Origin of the sequence: Frigoribacterium sp. CFBP 8751 (genome assembly GCF_014841545.1) — a bacterium.
Classification (GTDB): Bacteria; Actinomycetota; Actinomycetes; order Actinomycetales; family Microbacteriaceae; genus Frigoribacterium.
The window spans coordinates 75,253-96,648 of record NZ_JACYUB010000001.1; the positions used below are offsets into that span (position 1 = coordinate 75,253).

The following is a 21,396-nucleotide window of genomic DNA, read 5'->3' on the forward strand; positions in this document are numbered from 1 at the left end:
GCGCGGGCCGGACGGGCGAACACAGGAGGCGCGGGTCGGCCCGCCGACGCAGCCCGCCCCCGTCACACGCTTGGCACGGCGGCCCGCAGGCAGTTGACTGTGTCCACCCGTCCGGCCCGCACCGCCGGCACCCCACAGCACACCCGTTCCCGGAGGTCCCGCCTCATGTCCGTCCACCCCGCCACGTCCGCACGCCCGGCAGAACGCCTCGGGGCCGCCCGCCTCGGGGACCGCTCGTCGTCCCGCCTCCGCCACCCGCGCCTCCTCGGGGTCGCCGGCGGCCTCGCCGGTCTCGCACTGCTGGCGGGCTGTGCCAGCGCCCCCGCCGAGGGAGGCGCCAGCACCTCCGCCGCGGGCGAGGACTGCGCCCGCATGGTGACGAACTCGGGTGGGCTCGACGACCGCTCGTTCAACCAGTCGAGCTGGGCCGGCCTGCAGAAGGCCGAGAAGGACGACGGCATCCAGGCCCGCGTGCTCGTCTCGACGACCGAGAACGACCTGGCCCCGAACGTCGCGCAGGCCGTCGACTCGGGCTGCGGCTTCGTGCTGACGGTCGGCTACGAGCTCGCTCCCGCCACCGAGGAGCAGGCGAAGGCCAACCCCGACATCGACTTCGCCATCGTCGACGAGACCGTCGAGGCCCCGAACGTCAAGCCGATCCTCTTCGACACCGCGCAGGCCTCGTACCTCGCCGGCTACCTCGCGGCGGGCGTCAGCAAGACGGGCAAGGTCGCGACCTTCGGCGGCGGCAACCAGCCCCCGGTCACCCTGTTCATGGACGGCTTCGCGGACGGCGTCGACGCCTACAACGCCGCGCACGGCACGAGCGTGCAGCTGCTCGGCTGGTCGAAGGAGGCGCAGGACGGCTCGTTCACCGGCGACTTCGAGGACGTCAACAAGGGCAAGCAGCTCGCCCAGGCGTTGATCGACCAGGGCGCCGACGTGATCATGCCGGTGGCCGGGCAGGTCGGCGAGGGGGCGGCGTCGGCCGCACTCGCCACGGGCGGCGTCGACGTCATCTGGGTCGACAACGACGGCTACGACACGTTGCCCGCCGAGTACCGGCCGATCCTGCTGACCAGCGTCATCAAGGACACCGAGAAGGCCGTCCAGCAGATCGCCGTCTCGTCGACCGACGACTCGTTCACCAACGAGCCCTACGTGGGCACGCTCGACAACGGCGGCGTCGGCCTCGCGCCGTTCCACGACCTGGCGTCGTCGGTCAGCCCCGAGCTGTCGTCCGAGCTCGACGCCCTGCGCGACCAGATCGCCAGCGGAGCCGTCACCGTCACCTCGCCCAGCCAGCCGTAGGCCGGGCCCGGCCCCCGGGAGGCGCGGTGCGCGAGATGTCGCACCGCGCCTCCTCGAGGCGGGCGGGTTCGCGTGACCCGGGCGTTCCTGAGCGCCCGGCGACGCCGAACTCGCCCGTTCCGGCATCGGACCAGGTCAGGCCCTCGCGGCGCGGCCGACCGCGGCCCGGGCGGCAGCGGCGCGCACCGCGGCGACGACGCGGTCGGTCGTCATGCCGCGCTCGCGCAGCGCGTCGGCCGCGGGGGCCGACAGGCCGAACTCGTCGATGCCGACGACGACGCCGTCGGGGCCGGCGACGCCCTCCCAGCCGAAGCTCGCGGCGGCCTCGACGACGACCCGGGCCGACACCGCGCGGGGCAGCACCTGCTCGCGGTACTCGGCGGGCTCGGCGTCGAACCACTCGCGGCAGGGCATCGACACGACGCGCACGGCGAGGTCGTCGATCCGCGCGACGGCTTCGAGCACGAGGGCGACCTCGCTGCCCGTGGCGACGACGACCACGTCGGGCGTGCCCCCGTCGGTCGAGCCACCGGCCGAGCCACCGGCCGAAGCCGGCGCGTCCTGCACCACGTAGGCCCCGCGGCGCACGCCGGCGAGCACCACGTCGGCCGGAGTCGCCGCGACCGGCAGCGGCTGGCGGGCCAGCACGAGACCGGCCGGACCGTCCTTCTCGAGGATCGCCAGCCACGCCGCGGCCGTCTCGGCACCGTCGGCCGGGCGCACCACCGAGAACCCGGGCATCGCGCGCAGGCTCGCCAGGTGCTCGATCGGCTGGTGGGTCGGGCCGTCGGCGCCGAGGGCGACCGAGTCGTGCGACCAGAGGTAGGTGACCGGCAGCTGCATGAGCGCCGCCAGCCGGATCGCCGGGCGCTGGTAGTCGCTGAACACGAGGAACGTCCCGGCGAAGAACCGCGACCCATCGATCAGCGCGATGCCGTTCATGGCCGAGGCCATCGCCCCCTCGCGCACGCCCCAGTGGACGTTGCGACCGGCGCGGCCGGTGCCGGGGGCTTCCTCGGGGAGGTACGACGCGCCTCCTGCGATCGCCGTGCGGTTGGGTTCGGCGAGGTCGGCCGACCCGCCCCACAGCTCGGGCAGCGCCTCGGCGAGCGCCTGGATGACCTTGCCCGACGCGTCCCGGGTGGCGAGGGTGTCGCCGGGCGAGAAGACGGGGAGGCGCGACCCGAGGTCCGCGGGCAGGGTGCGCGACCGCGAGCGCCGCAGTTCGGCGGCGGCCGCGGGGTGGTCCAGCTCCCAGGCGTCGGCGGCGACCTGCCAGGCCTCGCGGGCGGCCCGGCCGCGCTCGAGCACGGACCGGGTGTGGGCGAGCACGGCGTCGTCGACGGTGAAGGGCTCGGAGTCGACGCCGAGCTCGACCCGGGTGGCGGCGACCTCGGCGGCTCCGAGCGGGGCGCCGTGCGAGGCCGAGGTGTTGCGGGCGTTCGGGGCGGGCCAGGCGATCTGCGACTTGAGCACGACGAGGTGCGGGCGGTCGCCGCGGCGGTCGGTGGTCGAGAGCACCTCGTCGAGGGCCTCGACGTCGACGTCGCCGTCCGAGGCGAGCCCGACGTGGTCGACGCGCCAGCCCTGCGCGGCGAACCGGGCGCCGACGTTCTCGCTCGAGGTGAGGCTCGTGTCGCCCTCGATCTGGATGTCGTTGTCGTCGTAGATCACGGTGAGGTTGCCGAGGCGGTGCCGCCCGGCGAGCGCGCCGGCCTCGTACGAGAGGCCCTCCTGCAGGTCGCCGTCGGACGCGAGCACGAAGACGCGGCGGTCGAAGACGGACTCGCCGGGGGCGGCGTCGGGGTCGTTGACGGCACGCTCGTGCAGCATCGCCATCGCCATGCCGACTGCCGTGGCGAGGCCCTGCCCGAGCGGCCCGGTCGTCGTCTCGACGCCGGGGGTGTGGCCGAGCTCGGGGTGGCCGGGGGTGCGCGACCCGAACGACCGGAAGGCCTTCAGGTCGTCGAGCGACACGTCGTAGCCGGTGAGGAACAGCTGCGTGTAGAGCAGGACGCTCGCGTGCCCGCAGCTCAGCACGAACCGGTCGCGGCCGGCCCAGTCGGGTGCCTGCGGGTCGTGCCGCAGGTGCTTCTGGAAGAGGAGGTGCGCGACGGGGGCCAGCGCGGCCGCCGTCCCCGGGTGGCCGGACCCGGCACGCTCGACGGCGTCGAGGGCGAGCAGGCGGGCGGTGGTGACGGCGGCGGCGTCGAGAGTGGCCTGATTGACAGCATGGGTCACGTGGGGGGCTCCGGTTCGGGGTGGGACGGGCTGGTCTCCGACGACCGTACCGTCGGTCATCAGGACGTCATGATGAATCAAGACGACTGCCGACTTGCACCCGTGGTCGGCGAGACGTACCCTCGTCGAAGTCATCATGACGACTTGACGACCTGACGACTCGACGCCCTGTCGACGTCGGTCGGGCACCACCCACTTCAGCAACGGCGCGGAGGCACCAGATGAGCACCACGAGCGGCACGAGCAAGTACGTGGCCGTGCGCGAGCACCTGCTCTCCCGCATCCAGAAGCTCGAGCCCGGATCGCAACTGCCCGCCGAGCCCGTGCTGTGCGACGAGTACGGCGTCAGCCGCATCACGCTGCGGCACGCGGTCGACGGCCTGATCGCCGACGGCCACCTGGTGCGCGAGCACGGCCGGGGCACCTTCGTCACCGAGCCGCAGTACCGCCTGCACTACCGCGAGCGCTTCGCCGACGAGGTCAAGGGCTTCCACGCGCAGCAGACGGGCGAGGGCTTCGCGGTCAGCACCCGCGTGCTCGACCAGAAGGTCGTCCGGGCCGGCGAGACCGTGGCGAGCCACCTCGACATCAACTCGGCCGACGAGGTCGTCGAACTGACCCGCCTGCGCTTCGTCAACGGCTCGCTGCACCACCTCGTCGTGACCTGGTTGCCGTACGCGCTGTTCCCCGAGACGGCGACCGTCGACTTCACCGACGGCTCGCTCTACGGGCACCTCGACCGCGAGCACGGCGTCACGCTCGCCCGGCAGGACCTGTTGGTCTCGCTCGACGGCGCGAGCACCCTGCACGCCGACGAGCTCGACGTCCCCCTGGGGACGACCCTGCTGAAGATCGCGTCGACCGTGTTCGACGGCGACGAGCGGGCCGTCGCGTACGGGACCAGCCACTTCACCCCGCAGAACAGCGAGATCTTCTTCGGCCTGCACGGCTGACCGACCGGGTGCGCCTCGTCCGCCGAGCCGCGCCTCCTGAACCCCTCCCGACCACCACGACCACCGACGCCCGTCCCGACGCCGACGTCACCGACCCCCACCAGGAACGACAGTGCTGACCGACCTCCTCACCCCCGAGACCATCCTCTTCGCCGACCGCGTCGACGGCTGGCGCGACGCCGTCGAACGCGTCGCGCAGCCCCTGCTCGACAGCGGCGCCGTCAGCAGCCACTACGTCGCGGCGATGACCGACTCGATCGCCGCGGGCGGCACGTACATCGACCTCGGCTTCGGCATCGCCCTCGCGCACAGCCGACCCGAGAACGGCGTCGAGCGCACCGGGCTCTCGAGCCTGCGCGTCGGCGAGACCGTGCTGCTGAACGACGAACCCGCGCACCCGATCGACCTCTTCTTCTGCCTCGCCGCGACCGACCCCCAGAGCCACCTCGACACGATGATGGCCCTCGCCACCCTGCTCTCCGACGAGACGCTCCGCGCCGAGCTGCTCGCCTCCTCCACCCCCGCCGACACCCTGGCGGTCCTCACCAAGATCGGACAGAACGCATGAAATTCCTCGCCGTCTGCAGCTCGGGCCTCGGTTCGAGCTTCATGGTCCACATGAACATCGAGAAGGTCCTCAAAGAGCAGGGCATCACCGGGGTCGACGTCGACCACGCCGACCTCGGCTCGGTCGGCCCGGGTGCCGCCGACGTCATCTTCGTCGGCGCCGACCTGGCCGACTCGGTCGGCGGCCTCGGCGACGTCGTGGTGCTCGACAGCATCATCGACCTGGCCGAGCTGCGCACCAAGGTGCGCGAGACCGCGATCCGCAAGGGCGTCACCGTGCCCGACGCCGGGGCCAACTGATGGAGGGCGTGCTCTCCGTCCTGCTGGACGTCTTCCGCCAGCCCGCGATCATCGTCGCGCTGATCTCGCTCGTCGGCCTGCTGCTGCAGCGCAAGGCGTTCAGCGACGTGCTCAAGGGCACCGTGCGTACCCTCGTCGGGTTCCTCGTGCTGGCCGCCGGTGCCGGCGTGGTCGTCGCCTCGCTCGACCCGTTCGGCGCCATGTTCCAGGAGGCGTTCGACGTCCAGGGCGTCGTGCCGAACAACGAGGCCATCGTCGGTCAGGTGCTGCTCGACTACGGGTCGGCCGCGGCGCTGATCTTCTTCTTCGGGTTCATCGTCAACGTGCTGCTGGCCGCGACGACGCACTTCAAGTACATCTACCTCTCGGGTCACGTCGCCTTCTACATGGCCGCGATGATCGCCGTGATCCTCGGCGTCGCCGGGTTCCCGGTGTGGGGCGTCGTGCTCTGGGGTGCGCTGCTGCAGGGTCTCGTCACGACGCTGTCGCCGGCGATCGTGCAGCCCTTCATGCGCAAGGTCACCGGTTCGAACGACGTCGCCCTCGGCCACACCGGCGGTGCCGGCGTCGCCCTGAGCGGCCTGGTCGCCACGCTGACCCGGGGCAAGGGCACGCCGTCGAAGTCGACCGAAGACATCACGTTCCCGAAGGGCCTCGGATTCCTCCGCGACACCACGGTGATCGTGGCGCTGTCGATGGCCGTGATCTACGTGATCGTCGCCCTGTTCGCCGGGTCGGCGTTCGTCGAGACCGAGCTGAGCGACGGCCAGAACTACATCGTCTACGTCGTCATGCAGGCCGCCACCTTCTCGGCGGGCGTCTTCGTGATCCTCGCCGGCGTGCGCGTCGTGCTGGCCGAGATCGTGCCCGCGTTCAAGGGCATCAGCGAGCGCCTGGTCAAGAACGCGATCCCCGCACTCGACGTGCCGATCACGTTCACCTTCGCCCCCAACGCCGTGCTGATCGGGTTCCTCGCGAGCTTCGTCGGCGGCATCGTCGGCATGTCGGTGATGATCTTCGCCGGCACCGCAATCGTGATCCCGGGCGTCGTCGCCCACTTCATGACCGGAGCCGCCTCGGGCGTCATCGGCAACGCCGCGGGTGGTCGACGTGGTGCCGTGCTCGGTGCCTTCGCCAACGGTCTCGCGATCACGTTCCTGCCGCTGTTCCTGCTGCCGGTGCTCGGCGACATCGGACTGTCGAACTCGACCTTCTCCGACTCGGACTACGGCGTGGTCGGCATCCTGTTCGGTCAGATCAGCCTGGCCGGCGGCCAGATCGCCGTCATCGTCGCGATCCTCGCGTCGCTCGTGCTGGTGTACGCGTCGAGCCTGTTCGTGCGGGCTCGTGCCCGCCGGGCCGGTGGCCGCGACGGCGGCGACGACGCGGGCGACGCTCCGACGGACGCCGACGGCACGCGCGTCGGCGAGACCGCCTCGGCTCGCTAGGCCGACCTCCCGCCAGGACGGGCGGGTCCGGTGTGAGCGGTCGTCTTCGGACGCCCGCCTCGCCCGGACCCGCCCGTTCTGCACGTGCGTGTCCGCCGCGCGTGTCCGCACCCTCCGTCGGACGCCTGCACCGCGCCTCCTCGTCCCGACTGCTCGGTCGAGTGGTCCGAGATCGTCCTTCCCGACGGGGCGAAGGACGATTCGGGACCACTCGACGGAAACGTCAGGGCGTCAGGGCTCGAGATGTGTGTAGTCGGGCAGGTCGAGCGCGTCCGCCGGCGGGGTGGAGAAGCGCGCCCCGAGCCGACCCGCGACCCGGGTCGACGCGAGCCGCACCCCGTCGTGGAACAGCGCGACGCCGGCGCGGGACGTCGGGTTGGCGACCCGCGGCACCCCCGGCGGCAGCCGCTGCGCCTGCTCGACGTAGGGACGCATCAGGCGCTCGTACCCGGCGAAGGCGTCACGGTGGTGACGGTGGGAGGCGAGCTCGCCGGCCAAGACGTAGGCCCCGGCCAGCGACAGGCTCGTGCCCATGCCGCTCACCGGCGAGGCGCAGTACGCGGCGTCGCCGAGCAACACGACCCGTCCCGTCGACCATCGCGGCGCCCGCACCTGCCCGATCGACTCGAAGTAGAGGTCGTCGGCGTGGTCGAAGCCGTCGAGCACGCGTCGGGCCTCCCACCCCGCGTCGTCGAAGATCTCGTGCAGTCGGGCCCGCTGCTCTGCGACGGTGCGGCGCTCGGCCCCGCCCCGCTCACGGGTGCGGTCGGTGACGAACGACATCGCGGCGCGGATCGTCCCGTGGGCGTCGGGCCGCAGGGTGATCGAGCGACCCCCGGCGGCGTTGTACCAACGCCACCAGTCGTCGTCGGCGGCCGTCCGCGGGATCGTCGCGTACGAGGTCTCGAGCCCCAGCGATCGGATCGTCGGCTCGTCGCCGAACACCAGGCGCCGTGTCGACGAGCCGATGCCGTCGGCGGCGACCACGAGGTCGAAGCGTTCGTCGGGAGCGTGCTCGAAGGACACGACGACGCCCCGCGCGCCGGACCCGGGAGGCGCGGTGCCGACGGGCGTGGAGGCCTCGGTGGTCGTCGGGTCGCCTCCGGTGGCGGCATCGGCTGCGGGGCCGGCGGCCCCCACCTCGACCCCGGCCCCGTCGTCCTCGCGAATGCCGGTGATGCGATCGCCGAAGCGGTACGTGGTGCCACGACCCTGACCGTCGCCCCTGGTACGCCCGACGAGGAGCCGCGCGAGGTCCCCCCGCAGGATCTCGAGTTCGGCGGTCGCGCCTCCCGAATCGGAGGTTCCGGCGGGGAACTCGGCGACCGTGCCACCCGTCGGCCCGACGAACCGGGTGCCGACCTCGCCCGTGGTGGCGGCGCGGACCTCGCCCTCGAGGCCCATGCGGCGCACGACCTCGCGGCCCGCACCGCGGACGTCGACGTTCTGTCCGCCGGTCCGCAGCTCGGGGGCCCGTTCGACGATCGTCGTCTCGAACCCGTAGCGATCGAGCCAGTAGGCGAGGGCGGGACCGGCGATGCTGGCGCCCGAGACGAGGACGCGGGTGCGCGGGGTGGGCATGGTCACGGATTGCTCCTCCGGTTGATTATCAATGTCATTGGCAATCTACACGGCTATCGTTGGGTCGTGACCGAAAGCGATGCCCTCGACCGCCCCGACCGCGACGACCGCACCCGGGCGCGGCGTGACGGTCGCCAGCTGCCCGCGGACGACATCCGCGCTCGCGTGCAGCAGGTGGCCGTCCGACAGCAACGCTTCGAGCGACACCTGGCCGAGAGCCTCGGCGTCGACCGGGCCGGGCTCGACGCCATGGACCACCTGATCACGACCGGCCCGGCGACCCCGAGCGAGCTGGCCCGCCGCGTCGAGGTGTCGACGGCGGCGATGACCCTCGTGTTGAACCGGCTCGAATCGGCCGGTCACGTGCGGCGTGAGCGACACCCCTCCGACGGCCGCAAGCTGATCGTCACGGCCGAGCAGGCGTCGGCCGACCGGGCCTACGAGCAGGTGCTGCCGATGATCGACGGCATCGAGCGCCTCGTCGACGGCATGGACGAGACCGAGCGGGCGGTCGTGCAGGGCTTCCTCGACCGGCTGATCGCCGTGTACGACGACGCCACCCCCTGAGGCCGCCCCGAGTTCGTGGACGAGACGTCACGACGTGCCGAGACGCGCGGCCGTGCGTTCAGTGCCCTGCGCCTCCGGACGCACCGTGATCCGTCAGCCACTCGTGGGCCGCCGCGACGAGTGCGTCCACGCCGTTCGTCAGGGTCGGATCGACGACCGGCGCGTAGAGCGGCGAGTGGTTCGAGGGCAGTCGTCCGACGATGCGGGCGAGGTCCGCAGGCGAGGCGGCCTCGGCGAACGACGTGGGATCGGCGCCCCCGAGCAGCCAGAAGCTGCACGGGGCACCGGCGGCGGTGGCGAGGATGCCGACGTCCTCGCTACCCGTCACCGGCCCGGGAGCGATGACCTGCCGCTCGCCGAAACGACGCACCAAGGAGGCGCGGGTGCGGTCCGCCGCGGACGGATCGTTCACGACGGCCGGGAAGCTCTCGTAGTGCTCGACCGTGGGCGGCTGCGGTGCGCCGGCCGCCGCGGCCTCGCCCTCGGCGATGCGCGTGACGGCGGCGAGCGCGCGTTCGCGGACGTGCTCGTCGAACGATCGCATGCTGATCAGGATCTCGGCGGTGTCGGGGATCACGTTGTTCTTGGTGCCCGCGTGGATCGACCCGACGGTGACGACCAGCCGCTCGGCCGCCGACGTCTCACGCGACACGACGGTCTGCAACCGGAGGACGGTCGCGGCCGCCAGCACGATGGGGTCGACGGTCGTCTCGGGGCGCGACCCGTGCCCACCGCGACCGTGGAAGGTGATGCGGATGCCGTCCTGCGCGGCGAAGGCGGGGCCGGACTGCAGGGCGACGAGACCGGCCGGGAACGGCGCGACGTGCTGGCCGAGGACGACGTCGGGGGTGGGGACGCGGTCGAACAGCCCGTCGGCCACGAGCGCGCGGGCGCCGGCACCGAGCTCTTCGGCGGGCTGGAAGAGCACCTCGAGGGTGCCCGACCAGGTGTCGCCGGTCGCCAGCTGGCGGGCGGCACCGACGAGGCAGGCCACGTGCACGTCGTGACCGCAGGCGTGCATCACCGGCACGTCGCGCCCGTCGGGGTCGGTGCCTCGGGCCGTGCTGGCGTAGTCCAGGCCGGTGGCCTCGGCGACGGGCAGTCCGTCCATGTCGGCCCGCAGCAGCACGGTCGGGCCGTCCCCGCGGCGCAAGACGCCGACCACACCCGTGCCCCCGACGCCGGTGTGCACCTCGAAGCCGAGGGCGGTGAGCTCGGCCGCGACGATGGCGGCCGTCGCGTCCTCGTGGAACGACAACTCGGGGTGTCGGTGGAGGTGCCGGTACAACTCGTCGAGCGGTGCGCCCACGGCGGGCGGTCGGGCGTCGTCGGGGAGGGGGCGCGGCTGGTCGGTGCCGGTCGAGGTCATGAGGTGCTCCTCTGGTGGTGCGTGGGTGGTTCGTCGCGACGACGCTACCCACCACCCCCGTCACTCGCCACGTGCCACGTGCCCGCCGCCCTCTCGCCGCCCCTCGTGACCGCCGACCCGGCCTACGCTCGAGGGGTGATCGAGACGACCGACGGCCTCATCCCGCTCGTCGACCGGTGGGTCGAGGGCTGGGCGCTCTCGCGTGGCGCCGCACGTCACCGCGACGGCGACGCCTGGCAGGTCGACGTCGCCGCCGCGACCCGCGCGGTCGAACGCATCGTGGCCCGGCCGACGCCGGCCGAACTCACCCGCCTCGTCGACGAGACGACCACGTCCGACGTCTGGCTGTCGGTCGTCGGCCCCCTCGACGGCGTCGCCCACGAGACCCTGGCCCGACTCGAAGCGGTCACCCACGCCGAGCGCATGATGACGGCCCCCGTGTCGGCGACGCTGCTACCCGCCGACGTGATCCTCGACGGTGACGGTGACGGTGACGACCAGGTCGTGCACGTGAGAGTCGAGGTCGACGGCGTCGTCGCCGCCCGCGGCCAGGCGGCGGTCGTCGGCGAGCACGTCGTCTTCGACCGCATCGCGACCGAACCCGACTTCCGGAGGCGCGGGCTGGGTCGCCGCGTCATGGCCGGCCTCGAGCACGGGGCCGCCGCTCGAGGAGCGACGACGGGCCTGCTCTTCGCGAGCGTCGACGGTCGCCGCCTCTACGAGAGCCTCGGCTGGCGCGAGGTCGCCGAGCTGGGGACCTGGCGAGGCCGCGGCCTCCCGGGGTGACGACCCGCGCCTCCTCGTCGGTGGCCCCGTGGCCGCGGTACCGCGCGGGGCGGTCACCTGCCACGATGACCTCGTGACCGAGCGCGCACCCGATCCGACGGCCCGAGCCGAGAAGCTGTCGAGCCGCGGCCCGGCCCGGGTGCGTGAGGTGCTGGCGGCGTTCTCGGTGCTCGGGGTCACGTCGTTCGGCGGTCCGGTCGCGCACCTCGGGTACTTCCGGGCCGAGGCCGTGAGCAGACGACGTTGGCTCGGGGACACCGGGTACGGCGACCTCGTCGCGATCGCTCAGTTCCTGCCCGGCCCGGCGTCGAGCCAGGTCGGGTTCGGGCTCGGCCTGCTCCGGGCGGGGCCCGTCGGAGCGCTCGTCGCCTTCGTGGCCTTCACCCTGCCGTCGGCACTCGTCATGTTCGTCATCGCCACCGGCATCGGCCTGTTCGAGGGGCCTTTGGGCTCGGCGATCGTCGCGGGGCTGGGGATCGGCGCGGTCGCGATCGTCGCCCATGCCGTGATCGGCATGTCCCGCGCGCTGGCACCGGACCCGACGCGGGCGAGCATCGCCGTGGCCGCGGCCGTCCTCGCGCTGGCGCTGACCGGTCCGGCCGGGCAGCTCTCGGCCATCGCGCTGGGGGTGCTGGCCGGGCTCGCCTTCTGTCGGGGGTCCGACCCGACGGCCGGAGCGGCGGTGCCACCCGTCCACCCCGAGCCCCTCCTGTTCCCCGTCTCGCGGGCCGCGGGCGTCGTCTGCCTCGTGGCCTTCGCCTCCCTGCTGGTCGGCCTTCCCGCCGTCGCCGCCGCGACCGGCTCGGGGACGATCGCGCTCGTCGACGTCTTCTACCGCGCCGGCGCCCTGGTCTTCGGCGGCGGGCACGTCGTCCTGCCCCTCTTGCACGCCGGCCTGGTCGAGCCGGGCTTCGTCGACGACGACACCTTCTTGACGGGTTATGCCGCCGCCCAGGCCGTCCCCGGCCCGCTGTTCACCCTCGCGACCTACCTCGGCACCGTGGCCGACATCGGGCCGGGAGGCGCGCTCGGGGCCGCGCTCGCGACCGTCGCGATCTTCGCGCCCGGGTTCCTCCTGCTCGTCGGGGTGCTGCCGTTCTGGAACGCCCTGGGGAGCCGGGGGCCGGTCCGGGCTCTGATGCGCGGGGCCAACGCGGCGGTCGTGGGCCTCCTGGTCGCCGCCCTCTACGACCCCGTCGTCACGACCGCGATCACCGGGGTGGCGCCGTTCTGCCTGGCGCTCGTCTGCTTCGTGCTGCTGGTCGTGTGGCGGACCCCGCCGTGGGCCGTCGTCGCGGTGGCGGCGGCCGGCGGACTGGTGCTCGGGGCCCTGCCCGCCTGACCCCCCGGACCGGGCGGGGCCCGGCGAGGCACCCGCGCCCCGCCCGCACCCCGTGTTCTGCTGGAGGCATGCCGTTCGACCAGAGCCTCGTCCCGTGGATCATCGCCGCCGTCCTGCTCGTCGCCCTGATCGTCGTCGCCGTCGTGCTGCGCGCCCGGGCGAAGCGGGCCCTGGCCACCGCGAAGGCGGCCGCCGACGAACAGGCCCGGGCCGCTCGCGAGCAGCACGAGGCCCTCGCCGCGGCCCACGACGACGCCCTCGCCCAGGCCGCCGCCGACCACGCCCGCGAGCGCGACGCCCTCGGTGTCGAGCGCCAGGCCGCCCTCTCCGAGGCGAAGCAGGCCCGCGACCTCGTCGCCGCCGGCCTCAAGTGGGAGGCCACCTCGCGCGACGACATCGCCGACGCCTGCCGTCAGCTGGGCGTGGACGCCGTGCTGCTGACCAACGTGGTCTTCGTGCCCGTGGCGACCAGCGCCTCCTCGCGGTTCGTCGCGCAGGTCGACCACGTCCTGCTCGCCGAGACCGGCGTGATGGTGATCGAGAACAAGGGCTGGAACGGCATCGTCTTCGACGGCCTCACGCCGAGCAGCGTGTTCCCGGCGTTCGCGGGCCTGTTCGACGAGAGCACCATGACGCCGCCGTTCGCGCTGCAGGTCGTCAAGGACTCCCCCACCGTGCTCACCGTGCGCACCCACCTCGGCCGCGAGGCCCCCGCGTCGCAGGCGCGGCGCCAGGCGCAACGGCTGTCCGACCGGGTGCAGGCCGAGACCGGCGTCCGGCTCTGGTTCGACACCTGCGTCTTCTACTCGCACCGCGACGCGACGGTCTTCGCGACCGAGCGCGACGCCACCGACGGAGGCGCGGCCACAGCGGTCGTGTCGCACCGGTCCCAGCTCGCGGGCGTCATCCGTGAACTGACCTCGCGCCCGACGAAGAAGCTGTCCCGGGCCCGGGTCGACGACCTGGCCCGGCTGTTCGCGTCGTACGGCGCCGACGTGCTGCGCTTCGGCGCCTACGCCCAGGAGGCGCGGGTCACGCCGACGCCGGAGGCCGCGGAGGCGCAGGAGGCGCGGGTCGCGTCGAACCCGGAGGCCGCGGAGGTGCAGGAGGCTCGGATCGCGTCCACGCCGGAGGCCGCGGCCCCCGCCACCCGGGATGCCCGGGGTTCCGACCCGACCGAGTGAGTCCAGGCGTCGCCCGGGGACGACGCCTCGCCCCCAGGAGGCGCGGTGCACGTCGTGCCCACACCGCGCCTCCTCGGGTCGTCCTTCCGTCGGTCGCACCCTGTAGCGTCGTCCCGAAGGCGAGACAAGACGACACCTGTGGTCGATGAACGACCCAGGGGCGAGGGGACCGGCATGGGACGCGTGACCGAGGGTGCCGACGCGGTCGGGCGGGCACTCAACACGGCCCTGCGGCGCGTACCTCTCGAGAAGGTGCCTCTGTTCCGACAGTCGTTCATCGCCCTTCTGGTCGTGCTGGCCGCGGTGCTCAGTGCGACCCTGCCGTGGCTGATCGTCACCGACGCGGTCACGATGTGGCTCGGCGTCGGGGTGGCCGTCGCCGCTCTGACGTTCGCCGCCCTGATGGCCCGGCACGCCGAGCTCCGCCGGTGGGAGATGCTCGTCCCCGCCGCCGACTTCGTCGCCGTGGGTCTGCTGCGCTACGGGACGGGCGACCAGCGGTCGGTCTTCCTGCCGATCGTGCTGCTGGCGGTGATCTGGGTCGCGTCCTGGCCCGGCCGACGCAACGTGCTGCTACCGCTGCTCGGAACGTGCGTCACCTTGCTGCTGCCGTACCTGTTCAGCTCGGAAGGCCGTGGCCCCAGTGAACTGATCCGCCTGGCGTTCGCCCTGATCGTCTACGCGACGGTGGCCGCGGCGGTCAACGAGCTGGCCCGACAAGCCAAGGCGCGCCTCGAACGGGCGCGGGCCCAACAGCACGCCGTCGAGCGAGAACTCAACCGGGCGGCCGTGGTGCAGCAGTCGCTGCTGCCTCCGGACGCCTCGACCCTGCCCGACTCGTTCGCGGTGTTCGGGGCGTGCGTGCCGGCCCGCGAGGTCGGCGGCGACTTCTTCGACTGGTACCCGACCTCGTCCGGCATCGCCGTGACCGTCGGCGACGTGATGGGCAAGGGCGTCGGCGCGGGCATGATCGCGGCCGCGGTGCGCTCGGTGATCCGCAGCAGCGTCGACGACGGCGACCCGGCCGAGGCCTTCCACCGCGCCTCCGTGGGGTTGACGACCAGCGCGTACGACACCGAGACGCAGTTCACGACGTCGTTCCACGCCCGCATCGACGCCGACGGCGGCGTGCTCTGGGCCGACGCGGGGCACGGGCTGGCGTTCATCCGGCGCGCGGCGGGCGGCGTGGACCGTCTCAACTCGGCCGACCTGCCGATCGGCGTGGGCACCGGCTGGCAGCGGCACCGCTCACAGCTCGACGAGGGCGACGTGTTCGTCTGCGTCAGCGACGGCGTGCTCGACCTGTTCCCGATCGAGCTCGAGGCGCTGCACGACCTCGAGCAGCTGCTCGCCGCGACCCCCGAGCCGGCCCGCATCGTCGAGGTCGTCGAGGGGCTGGCCCGCGAGCGCGAGCGCAGCGACGACGTGACGGTCGTCGCGACGACGCTCGTGCCGACGTCGGTCCCGGCGCGCACCTGAGCCGGGCGGCGACCGGATCGCGGGAGGCGCGGTGCCCGTCGGACGCACACCGCGCCTCCTCGTCCCCGCCCTGGGCGCGCAGCCTGGCATGCTGGCCCGATGACCCGCGCCCTGCTCATCGTCGACATCCAGCTGGACTACTTCCCCGGGGGCGCGTTCCCCCTCGTCGAGCCCGAGGCGGCGGCAGCGGCCGCCGGCGACGTGCTCGAGGCGTTCCGGGCGTCGGGCGAGCCCGTGGTGCACGTCTTCCACGTCTCGACCGGCGACGGCGCGACGTTCTTCCGACCGGGGACGGCCGGCCTCGCCTTCCACCCGGCCGTCGAACCCCGGGACGGTGAACTGGTCGTCGAGAAACACGTGCCGAACAGCTTCGTGGGCACGGGACTCGAGGCGAGCCTCCGCGAACGCGGCGTGACCGACCTCGTGATCGTCGGGATGATGAGCAGCATGTGCGTCGACTCGACCACACGGGCCGCGCACGAGCTCGGCTTCACCTGCACGGTCGTCGCCGACGCGTGTGCCGCCCCCGACCTCGTACACGGCGGGACGACCGTCGCCGGCCGCGACGTCCACGCGGCGTTCATGGCCGCCCTCGACGGCAGCTTCGCGACCGTCGTCACGAGCGAGGCGCTGCTCGCCGCCTGACCGGTCGGCGCGCAGGGCCGCGCAGGGCCGCGCAGGGCCGCGCCGGGTCGGGCCGGGCCGCGTTGTCGGCCGGGCCTTCCCGCCACGAAGTAAACATGCCGCCATCTTTTTGCGTGGCGGGATGTTTACTTCGTGGCGGGCTGGTCGGCTGGCGGGCTGGGCGGCGGGCGGGCCGGCTGCCGGTCGGCAGGCGGGCAGGCCGTTGCTGACCTGCGAGACGTGAGGGCATCCGACCGGCTCGATAGGGTTCGGTCATGTTATGGATATCCGTCGTCGGGGTGTTGGCCGGAGTCTGGTGCCTGGTCGCGCCGCCCCGCGCCATGTTGTTCGGCTCGCGCTGGCAGGTGCGCGACGGCGACCGGGCCGAGCCGAGCGACCTCTTGATCCGTTACACCCGGGTCTCGGGCGTGATCCTGATCGTGCTCTCGATCGGCTTCGGGTTCTGGGGCTTCACCGCGCAGCGACAAGCGGAGGCGCGCGAGTCGTTGCAGGACGCCTGGGACATCGGCGTCTTCTCGTCCTACGGCGACCTGCAGATCGACCTCGACCCCGACGTCGAGCAGACGACCAGCGCGGCCGGTGTCATGTCGCGAAGCGCGGGCGAGCAACAGGGGCTGCCGGTGTGGCAGGCGAAGGTCGTCGGGCGTGACGACCTCGGTGAGCTGGGCGGAGACCTGGCCGACGGTGACGTCGTCGTCGCCGTGCGGCAGGGCAGCTGTCAGCCCGGGACGGTCTTCATCGAAGAGGGTGCCGATGAGGTCTCGGTGGCGGTGACGGGCGTCTCGACGATCCGGTTCCAGGGCGCGCCGTTGCGCTGCGGCACGTCGAACCCGCTGACGAAGCCCGACGCCGACGAACTCCGCATCGTGCACGTGCCCCTCTCGGCGCCCCTCGGCGACCGTGAACTCGTGCTGCCCGACCCACCGGCGCGCGACTGACCGGCCGCGCCGCGCCTCCTGACCCTCGAACGGCGCCCACGCCGCCACGAAGTACACATCCCGCCACCTCTTCCCGTGGCGGGATGTTTACTTCGTGGCGGGGTGGCCGGGCGGCGGGGTGGCGGGGTGGCGGGGTGGCGGGGTGGCCGGGCGGCGAGGCGGCGAGGTGGCGGGGCTACCCGCGACGGCGGCTCGCCACCAGCGCGACCACGAGCCCGGTGATGACGGTGGCCCCCACGGCGTTGGTGACGCGGGCCCGGCGGCGGTAGCGCTGGTGGGCCTGGTCGGTGGCCTCCATCGCGGCGATCGTGACGGTCTCGGCGACGTCGCGCACGGTCTTCTCGGCGCGGTCGGCGATCACCTCGGCGCGGTCGACCAGGTCGTGGGCCGACGACCCGGCCCGGTCGGTGACGTCGCGCACCACGGTCTCGGCCCGGCCCGCGAGGTCGTGCAGGGCACCGCGGGCCACGGGCGGCACGACGTCGGAGGTGTCGATGAGTTCACGGGCCCGTCGTGCGGCGCGGGTGACGAAGTCGTCGGGGTCGGTGGTGCTCATGGTCGGCTCTCTCCGTTCGCCCGCGCACGGGTGCGACGGGTCCCCGCCATCGTGCTCCCCTCCGACAGCGGGTGCGCACGGCCGACGCCCCGAGCCCCGAGGAGGCGCGGGTCGCGTCCCCGAGGAGGCGCGGGTCGCGTCCCCGAGGACGCCCGCCCCCAGCGCACCACGCCAGGAAGTGGGCACAGCGCCAGCCCTTGTCCTGGCGCTGTGACCACATCCTGGCGTCGTGCGCCCTCCCCCAGCACACCGCACCGCACCGCACCGCCGCCGAGCGCGCAGACTGGCCTCTGACCCTCCGACGGAACGAGCCACTCCCCCATGACCACCACCGTCCTCCTCGCCGGCGCGACCGGCGACCTCGGCCGGCGCATCTCCCGCGAGCTGCTCCGCGACACCACGAGCGACGTGCGTCTGCGCGTCCTGACCCGCCCCGGCAGCACCGGCGCGACCACGCTGTTCGGTGACGACGACCGGGTCGAGGTGACCCGCGCCTCCTACACGGACGTGCCCGCCCTGACCGAGGCCGCCCGCGGCGCCGACGTCGTCGTGTCCGCCGTGAGCGGCGTCCGCCCCGTGATCGTCGACGCGCAGCGTGCTCTGCTGACGGCGGCCGTCGCGGCCGGGGTGCCGCGGTTCGTGCCGTCGGACTACTCGGCCGACTACCGCAGCATCCCGCCGGGCAGCAACCGCAACTTCGAGCTGCGGCGCGAGTTCGCGGCCAGTGTCGACGCGGCTCCGATCCGGGCGACGTCCGTGCTGAACGGCATGTTCACCGACCTGTTGACCGGGGACGCGCCGATGGTCCTGTTCGACCGGAAGCGGGTGCTGTTCTGGTCGTCGGCCGACCAGGTGCTCGACTTCACGACGAAGGACGACGTCGCCCACATCGTCGCCCGCGTCGCGCTCGACCCCGAGGCGCCGCGCGTCGTGGAGGTCGCCGGCGACCGGGTCACGGCGCGCCGGGTCGCCCGCACGATGAGCGAGCTCACCGGCCAGGACTTCAAGCCGCAGTGGGCCGGCACGACCGGCACCCTCTCGGCGATGGCGGCCGTCATGCGTCGCACGTCGAAGGGCGACGACACGTTCCCCGCCTGGCAGGGCATGCAGTACTTCGTCAGCATGTTCAGCGGCGACGCGCAGCTGCGCCACGTCGACAACGACCGCTACGGCCCCGAGCGCTGGACGACCGTGCGCGACGTCCTCGCGACGCGGACCGGCTCGTCGGCGGGGTCCACCGCCTGACGACCCCAGGAGGCGCGGGTCGCGTCGATCACGCCTCCGTCGCTTCCCGAGACCGCCCGACGACCCATGTCGTCCCCGGGTCGCGCCGCTCTCAACCCCCGGGTGGACGCCCGCCGCGGCCCTCGTCGGCCACGATGGCGTGTGCCGTTCACCCCCAGCCATGCCGTCGTCGCCCTGCCGTTCGTCCGCACGCCCCTGCCGTTCGGGGCGGTCGCGGTCGGATCGATGGCCCCGGACGTGCCGCTGTTCTTCCCCGTCGGCGTGACCTACGAGCAGACCCACGGGTTCCCGAGCCTGCTGCTGTTCTCGGTGCCCGTCGCGGTGCTGCTGTACCTCGTCTGGCGCGTGCTGCTGCGGCCGGCGGCCCGCGCCCTGCTGCCGACGTCGATCGGGTCGCGCCTGCCCGCGTCGTGGGACGGGCGCGAGGCCGGACGTGTGCCCGTGGCCGGCTCGCGGACCGGCCTCGCCCGCACCGCCCCGTGGGCCCTCCTCGCCCTCGTCCTCGGCGTGCTCACCCACGTGCTCTGGGACGCGTTCACGCACCCGGACCGGTTCGGCAGCACGGTGATCCCGGCACTGGCCCAGCAGTGGGGGCCGTTGGTCGGCACGCAGTGGGCGCAGTACGTCTCGTCGCTCGGCGGGCTCGTCGTGCTCGGCATCGCGGCCGTCCGGTACCTGCGGCGCACTCCGCCGACGGCGTCGGTCCACGGGCCGGCCACCGTCCCGACCCCGCGGATCCGCCACGCCTTCTGGGTCTCGCTCGCCGCGGCCCTCGTCGCCGGCATCGTGATCGTGGCCGTGACCCGGGGACTGCCGACCGACGTCCACACGGCCAAGTCGTTCACGTTCTTCGCCGGCACCCTCGCGGGCGCTCTCGTCCTGGTCGCGACGGCCGTCGCGGCGGTGGCCGTACAGCTGGCACGGTCCGCCCGCGCCCGGCGGGCCTGAGGCCGCGGCCAGTCGCCCGCGGCTCCCAACTCGGACCCCGGGGCCCGGCGCTCCGACACCAGGAGGCGCGGGTCGCCTCGATCGAGGAGCGCGCTACCGTGGCCCCATGAGCACCGATGCCTGGGAAGACCGCGTCGCCGCCCTCTGGGCCGACGAGACCGTCGACGACGCGCAGCGCATCGAGCGCATGACGGCGCTGGCTGCCGATGCACCCCACCCCGCGCTGGGCGAGTTCGAGGTCGGCGGTGCGCACGACTCCGGGGGCCGTGAGGCCGAGGCTCACGTGCACTACGCGGCGGCGACGGAGGCCGGGCTCGATGCCGTCGACCCGGCCCGTGCCGCGCAGATGGTCGTGCAGCACGCCTCCACGCTGCGCAACCTCGGCCGCGTCGACGAGGCCATCGCCATGCTGCGTGACGCCCCCGAGCACCCCGCCACCGGAGCGGCGCCGAAGGTCTTCCTCGCGCTCGCCCTGCACAGCGCCGGCCGGGTCGACGAGGCCCTGCGGGTCGCGATCGAGGCCGTCGAGCCGACCCTCCCCCGCTACCACCGCTCGGTCCGCGCCTACGCGGCCGCGCTCACCGAGCGGTGATCCGGCCGCTGCCCGTGCGAGACATCGACCCGGCGGTCGGGATGGCCACCGTGCCGCGCCGCCCGTAAGGTTGTCACGACATACGTTCGGCTGAGGGGACCACATGACCGACGCGAAGCTTCCGGCCGATCTCTTCGCCGACCTCGACCGCGGCAGCCCCATCCCGTTGTGGTTCCAGATGTCCACGCGACTCGAGGCGGCCATCCTGGGTGGGCAGCTGCCGGCGGGCGCTCGACTCGAGAACGAGGTCGGACTCGGCGAACGTCTCGGCCTGTCGAGGCCTACCGTCCGGCGAGCCATCCAAGAGCTGGTCGACAAGGGGCTCGTCGTCCGGAGGCGCGGGATCGGCACCCAGGTCGTCCACGGCCCCGTGACCCGCAACGTCGAGCTGACCAGCCTGTTCGAAGACCTGACCGACAGCGGCAAGGCCCCCACGACACGCCTGCTCGCCCACCAGGTCGTCGCGGCCGACGAGAAGACCGCCCTGGCTCTCGGCATCGAGGTCGGCGACCGGGTCAGCCACGTACGGCGCCTCCGCCTGGCGGACGGGGTCCCCGTCGCGGTGCTTGAGAACTACCTGCCCCTCGACCTCGCTCCGTTCTCGGACGCCGACCTCGCCGCCCAGGGCCTGTACCAACTGCTCCGAGCCCTCGGCGTCACGATCCGGGTGGCGAAGCAGCGGATCGGGGCCCGGGCCGCCCACGCCGACGAGGCCCAGCTGCTCGAGATCGAGCCGCGCGGGGCCGTGCTGACCATGACCCGCACGGCCTACGACGCGTCGGGGCGGGCGGTCGAGGTCGGGCACCACTGCTACCGGCCCGACCTCTATTCGTTCTCGATCACCCTCGTCGACAAGTAGTCGACGAGCGACGCCGGGCGGTGGCGGCCGGCGCCGGGCGCCGATGCCCGGCCGGCGGGTCAGTCGGCCTGTCCGGCGGCGGAAGGCACCTGCAGTTCACCCGTCACGTACTGCGCCACCCCGAAGCCGAACGACCAGTCCTGCGGACCGTTCTCGACGTAGCCGATGAAGACGTCCTCTCCGGCCACGCCGACGGTCTCGAGGCCCGAGGCGATCCGGGCGTAGAGGGCCTGCTTGGCTTCGTCGGTGCGCCCCCTCTGGGTGAAGATCTGGATCATGACGACTCCGCCGGAGCGTTCGAAACCGAGCCCGGCGTCTTGCGCGATGATGCGACCGGCTGGCAGTTCGCTGATCACCTGGAAGCGGTCGCGAGGCGGGATGCCGTAGACGTCGACGATCGCGTCGTGAACGGCGTCGGCGATCGCGGTGATCTGATCGGGGCTGCGACCGGGCAGGAGGTCGATGCGGACGAGGGGCATGGGTTC

At 73.3% G+C, this 21,396-nt stretch carries 21 protein-coding genes; 16 read left to right on the plus strand and 5 right to left on the minus strand.

Going from position 1 to position 21,396, the window contains the following annotated elements:
* The first annotated feature begins 165 nt into the window (after nucleotides 1–165).
* On the plus strand, nucleotides 166–1,311 hold the full coding sequence (locus IFT88_RS00405; RefSeq protein ID WP_192118277.1) for a BMP family lipoprotein: 1,146 nt from the start codon (nucleotides 166–168) through the stop codon (nucleotides 1,309–1,311).
* A 135-nt stretch (nucleotides 1,312–1,446) separates the two neighbouring features.
* Here IFT88_RS00405 and IFT88_RS00410 read toward each other — a convergent pair whose 3' ends face one another.
* Nucleotides 1,447–3,612, minus strand: a complete 2,166-nt coding sequence (locus IFT88_RS00410; RefSeq protein WP_192118279.1) for a transketolase family protein — start codon at nucleotides 3,610–3,612, stop codon at nucleotides 1,447–1,449.
* Between the two features lie 161 nt (nucleotides 3,613–3,773).
* On the opposite strand from IFT88_RS00410, the gene IFT88_RS00415 reads away from it, so the two are divergent.
* The 4 genes from IFT88_RS00415 (at nucleotide 3,774) to IFT88_RS00430 (ending at nucleotide 6,820) form a co-directional block, all read left to right on the plus strand.
* Nucleotides 3,774–4,505, plus strand: coding sequence for a GntR family transcriptional regulator (locus tag IFT88_RS00415; protein ID WP_043596597.1), 732 nt, complete (start codon nucleotides 3,774–3,776; stop codon nucleotides 4,503–4,505).
* A 112-nt stretch (nucleotides 4,506–4,617) separates the two neighbouring features.
* On the plus strand, nucleotides 4,618–5,073 hold the full coding sequence (locus IFT88_RS00420) for a PTS sugar transporter subunit IIA (protein WP_137848180.1): 456 nt from the start codon (nucleotides 4,618–4,620) through the stop codon (nucleotides 5,071–5,073).
* Nucleotides 5,070–5,372, plus strand: coding sequence for a PTS sugar transporter subunit IIB (locus tag IFT88_RS00425; protein ID WP_043596598.1), 303 nt, complete (start codon nucleotides 5,070–5,072; stop codon nucleotides 5,370–5,372). The genes IFT88_RS00420 and IFT88_RS00425 overlap by 4 nt, the downstream gene beginning before the upstream one ends.
* 8 nt (nucleotides 5,373–5,380) lie before the next feature.
* Entirely contained in the window at nucleotides 5,381–6,820 is a 1,440-nt protein-coding gene (locus IFT88_RS00430; RefSeq protein WP_446718814.1) for a PTS ascorbate transporter subunit IIC, read from the plus strand.
* Nucleotides 6,821–7,051: 231 nt separating this feature from the next.
* Here the strand turns inward: IFT88_RS00430 and IFT88_RS00435 are convergent, their stop codons facing one another.
* Entirely contained in the window at nucleotides 7,052–8,401 is a 1,350-nt protein-coding gene (locus tag IFT88_RS00435) for an FAD-dependent monooxygenase (RefSeq protein WP_192119346.1), read from the minus strand.
* A 66-nt stretch (nucleotides 8,402–8,467) separates the two neighbouring features.
* Here IFT88_RS00435 and IFT88_RS17305 point away from each other — a divergent pair, with 66 nt between their 5' ends.
* Nucleotides 8,468–8,968: a MarR family winged helix-turn-helix transcriptional regulator gene (locus IFT88_RS17305; protein ID WP_082060148.1), complete on the plus strand. Its 501-nt coding sequence runs from the start codon at nucleotides 8,468–8,470 to the stop codon at nucleotides 8,966–8,968.
* Nucleotides 8,969–9,026: 58 nt separating this feature from the next.
* Here IFT88_RS17305 and IFT88_RS00445 read toward each other — a convergent pair whose 3' ends face one another.
* Nucleotides 9,027–10,337: an amidohydrolase gene (locus IFT88_RS00445; protein ID WP_192118283.1), complete on the minus strand. Its 1,311-nt coding sequence runs from the start codon at nucleotides 10,335–10,337 to the stop codon at nucleotides 9,027–9,029.
* A gap of 135 nt (nucleotides 10,338–10,472) precedes the next feature.
* Between IFT88_RS00445 and IFT88_RS17520 the strand changes: the two genes are divergently transcribed.
* From IFT88_RS17520 to IFT88_RS00475, 6 genes are all read left to right on the plus strand, one after another.
* Nucleotides 10,473–11,123 carry a GNAT family N-acetyltransferase gene (locus tag IFT88_RS17520; RefSeq protein WP_192118285.1) on the plus strand — a complete coding sequence of 217 codons (651 nt, stop codon included), beginning with the start codon at nucleotides 10,473–10,475 and terminating at the stop codon, nucleotides 11,121–11,123.
* A 73-nt stretch (nucleotides 11,124–11,196) separates the two neighbouring features.
* Nucleotides 11,197–12,465 carry a chromate efflux transporter gene (chrA, locus tag IFT88_RS00455; RefSeq protein WP_342212014.1) on the plus strand — a complete coding sequence of 423 codons (1,269 nt, stop codon included), beginning with the start codon at nucleotides 11,197–11,199 and terminating at the stop codon, nucleotides 12,463–12,465.
* 68 nt (nucleotides 12,466–12,533) lie between these two features.
* The gene (locus IFT88_RS00460) at nucleotides 12,534–13,649 is read left to right on the plus strand and encodes a nuclease-related domain-containing protein (protein ID WP_192118287.1); all 1,116 of its coding nucleotides are present in this window, start codon (nucleotides 12,534–12,536) and stop codon (nucleotides 13,647–13,649) included.
* 174 nt (nucleotides 13,650–13,823) lie between these two features.
* Complete coding sequence (locus tag IFT88_RS00465; RefSeq protein WP_192118289.1) at nucleotides 13,824–15,128, plus strand: PP2C family protein-serine/threonine phosphatase; 1,305 nt, start codon at nucleotides 13,824–13,826, stop codon at nucleotides 15,126–15,128.
* A 99-nt stretch (nucleotides 15,129–15,227) separates the two neighbouring features.
* Complete coding sequence (locus IFT88_RS00470; RefSeq protein ID WP_192118291.1) at nucleotides 15,228–15,773, plus strand: cysteine hydrolase family protein; 546 nt, start codon at nucleotides 15,228–15,230, stop codon at nucleotides 15,771–15,773.
* Between the two features lie 254 nt (nucleotides 15,774–16,027).
* Nucleotides 16,028–16,711 carry a hypothetical protein gene (locus IFT88_RS00475; protein ID WP_192118293.1) on the plus strand — a complete coding sequence of 228 codons (684 nt, stop codon included), beginning with the start codon at nucleotides 16,028–16,030 and terminating at the stop codon, nucleotides 16,709–16,711.
* A 175-nt stretch (nucleotides 16,712–16,886) separates the two neighbouring features.
* On the opposite strand, the gene IFT88_RS00480 is transcribed toward IFT88_RS00475, so the two are convergent.
* Nucleotides 16,887–17,267, minus strand: coding sequence for a hypothetical protein (locus IFT88_RS00480; RefSeq protein ID WP_043597691.1), 381 nt, complete (start codon nucleotides 17,265–17,267; stop codon nucleotides 16,887–16,889).
* Between the two features lie 321 nt (nucleotides 17,268–17,588).
* Between IFT88_RS00480 and IFT88_RS00485 the strand changes: the two genes are divergently transcribed.
* From IFT88_RS00485 to IFT88_RS00500, 4 genes are all read left to right on the plus strand, one after another.
* A complete protein-coding gene (locus IFT88_RS00485) occupies nucleotides 17,589–18,512 on the plus strand; it encodes an NmrA family NAD(P)-binding protein (protein WP_192118295.1) in 924 nt (307 codons plus the stop codon).
* A 141-nt stretch (nucleotides 18,513–18,653) separates the two neighbouring features.
* The gene (locus IFT88_RS00490; RefSeq protein WP_192118298.1) at nucleotides 18,654–19,460 is read left to right on the plus strand and encodes a DUF4184 family protein; all 807 of its coding nucleotides are present in this window, start codon (nucleotides 18,654–18,656) and stop codon (nucleotides 19,458–19,460) included.
* Nucleotides 19,461–19,566: 106 nt separating this feature from the next.
* Entirely contained in the window at nucleotides 19,567–20,052 is a 486-nt protein-coding gene (locus IFT88_RS00495; RefSeq protein WP_192118300.1) for a tetratricopeptide repeat protein, read from the plus strand.
* 103 nt (nucleotides 20,053–20,155) lie between these two features.
* Nucleotides 20,156–20,911, plus strand: coding sequence for a GntR family transcriptional regulator (locus tag IFT88_RS00500; protein ID WP_043597698.1), 756 nt, complete (start codon nucleotides 20,156–20,158; stop codon nucleotides 20,909–20,911).
* 59 nt (nucleotides 20,912–20,970) lie between these two features.
* Here IFT88_RS00500 and IFT88_RS00505 read toward each other — a convergent pair whose 3' ends face one another.
* The gene (locus tag IFT88_RS00505; RefSeq protein WP_043597700.1) at nucleotides 20,971–21,390 is read right to left on the minus strand and encodes a tautomerase family protein; all 420 of its coding nucleotides are present in this window, start codon (nucleotides 21,388–21,390) and stop codon (nucleotides 20,971–20,973) included.
* Nucleotides 21,391–21,396: the final 6 nt, after the last annotated feature.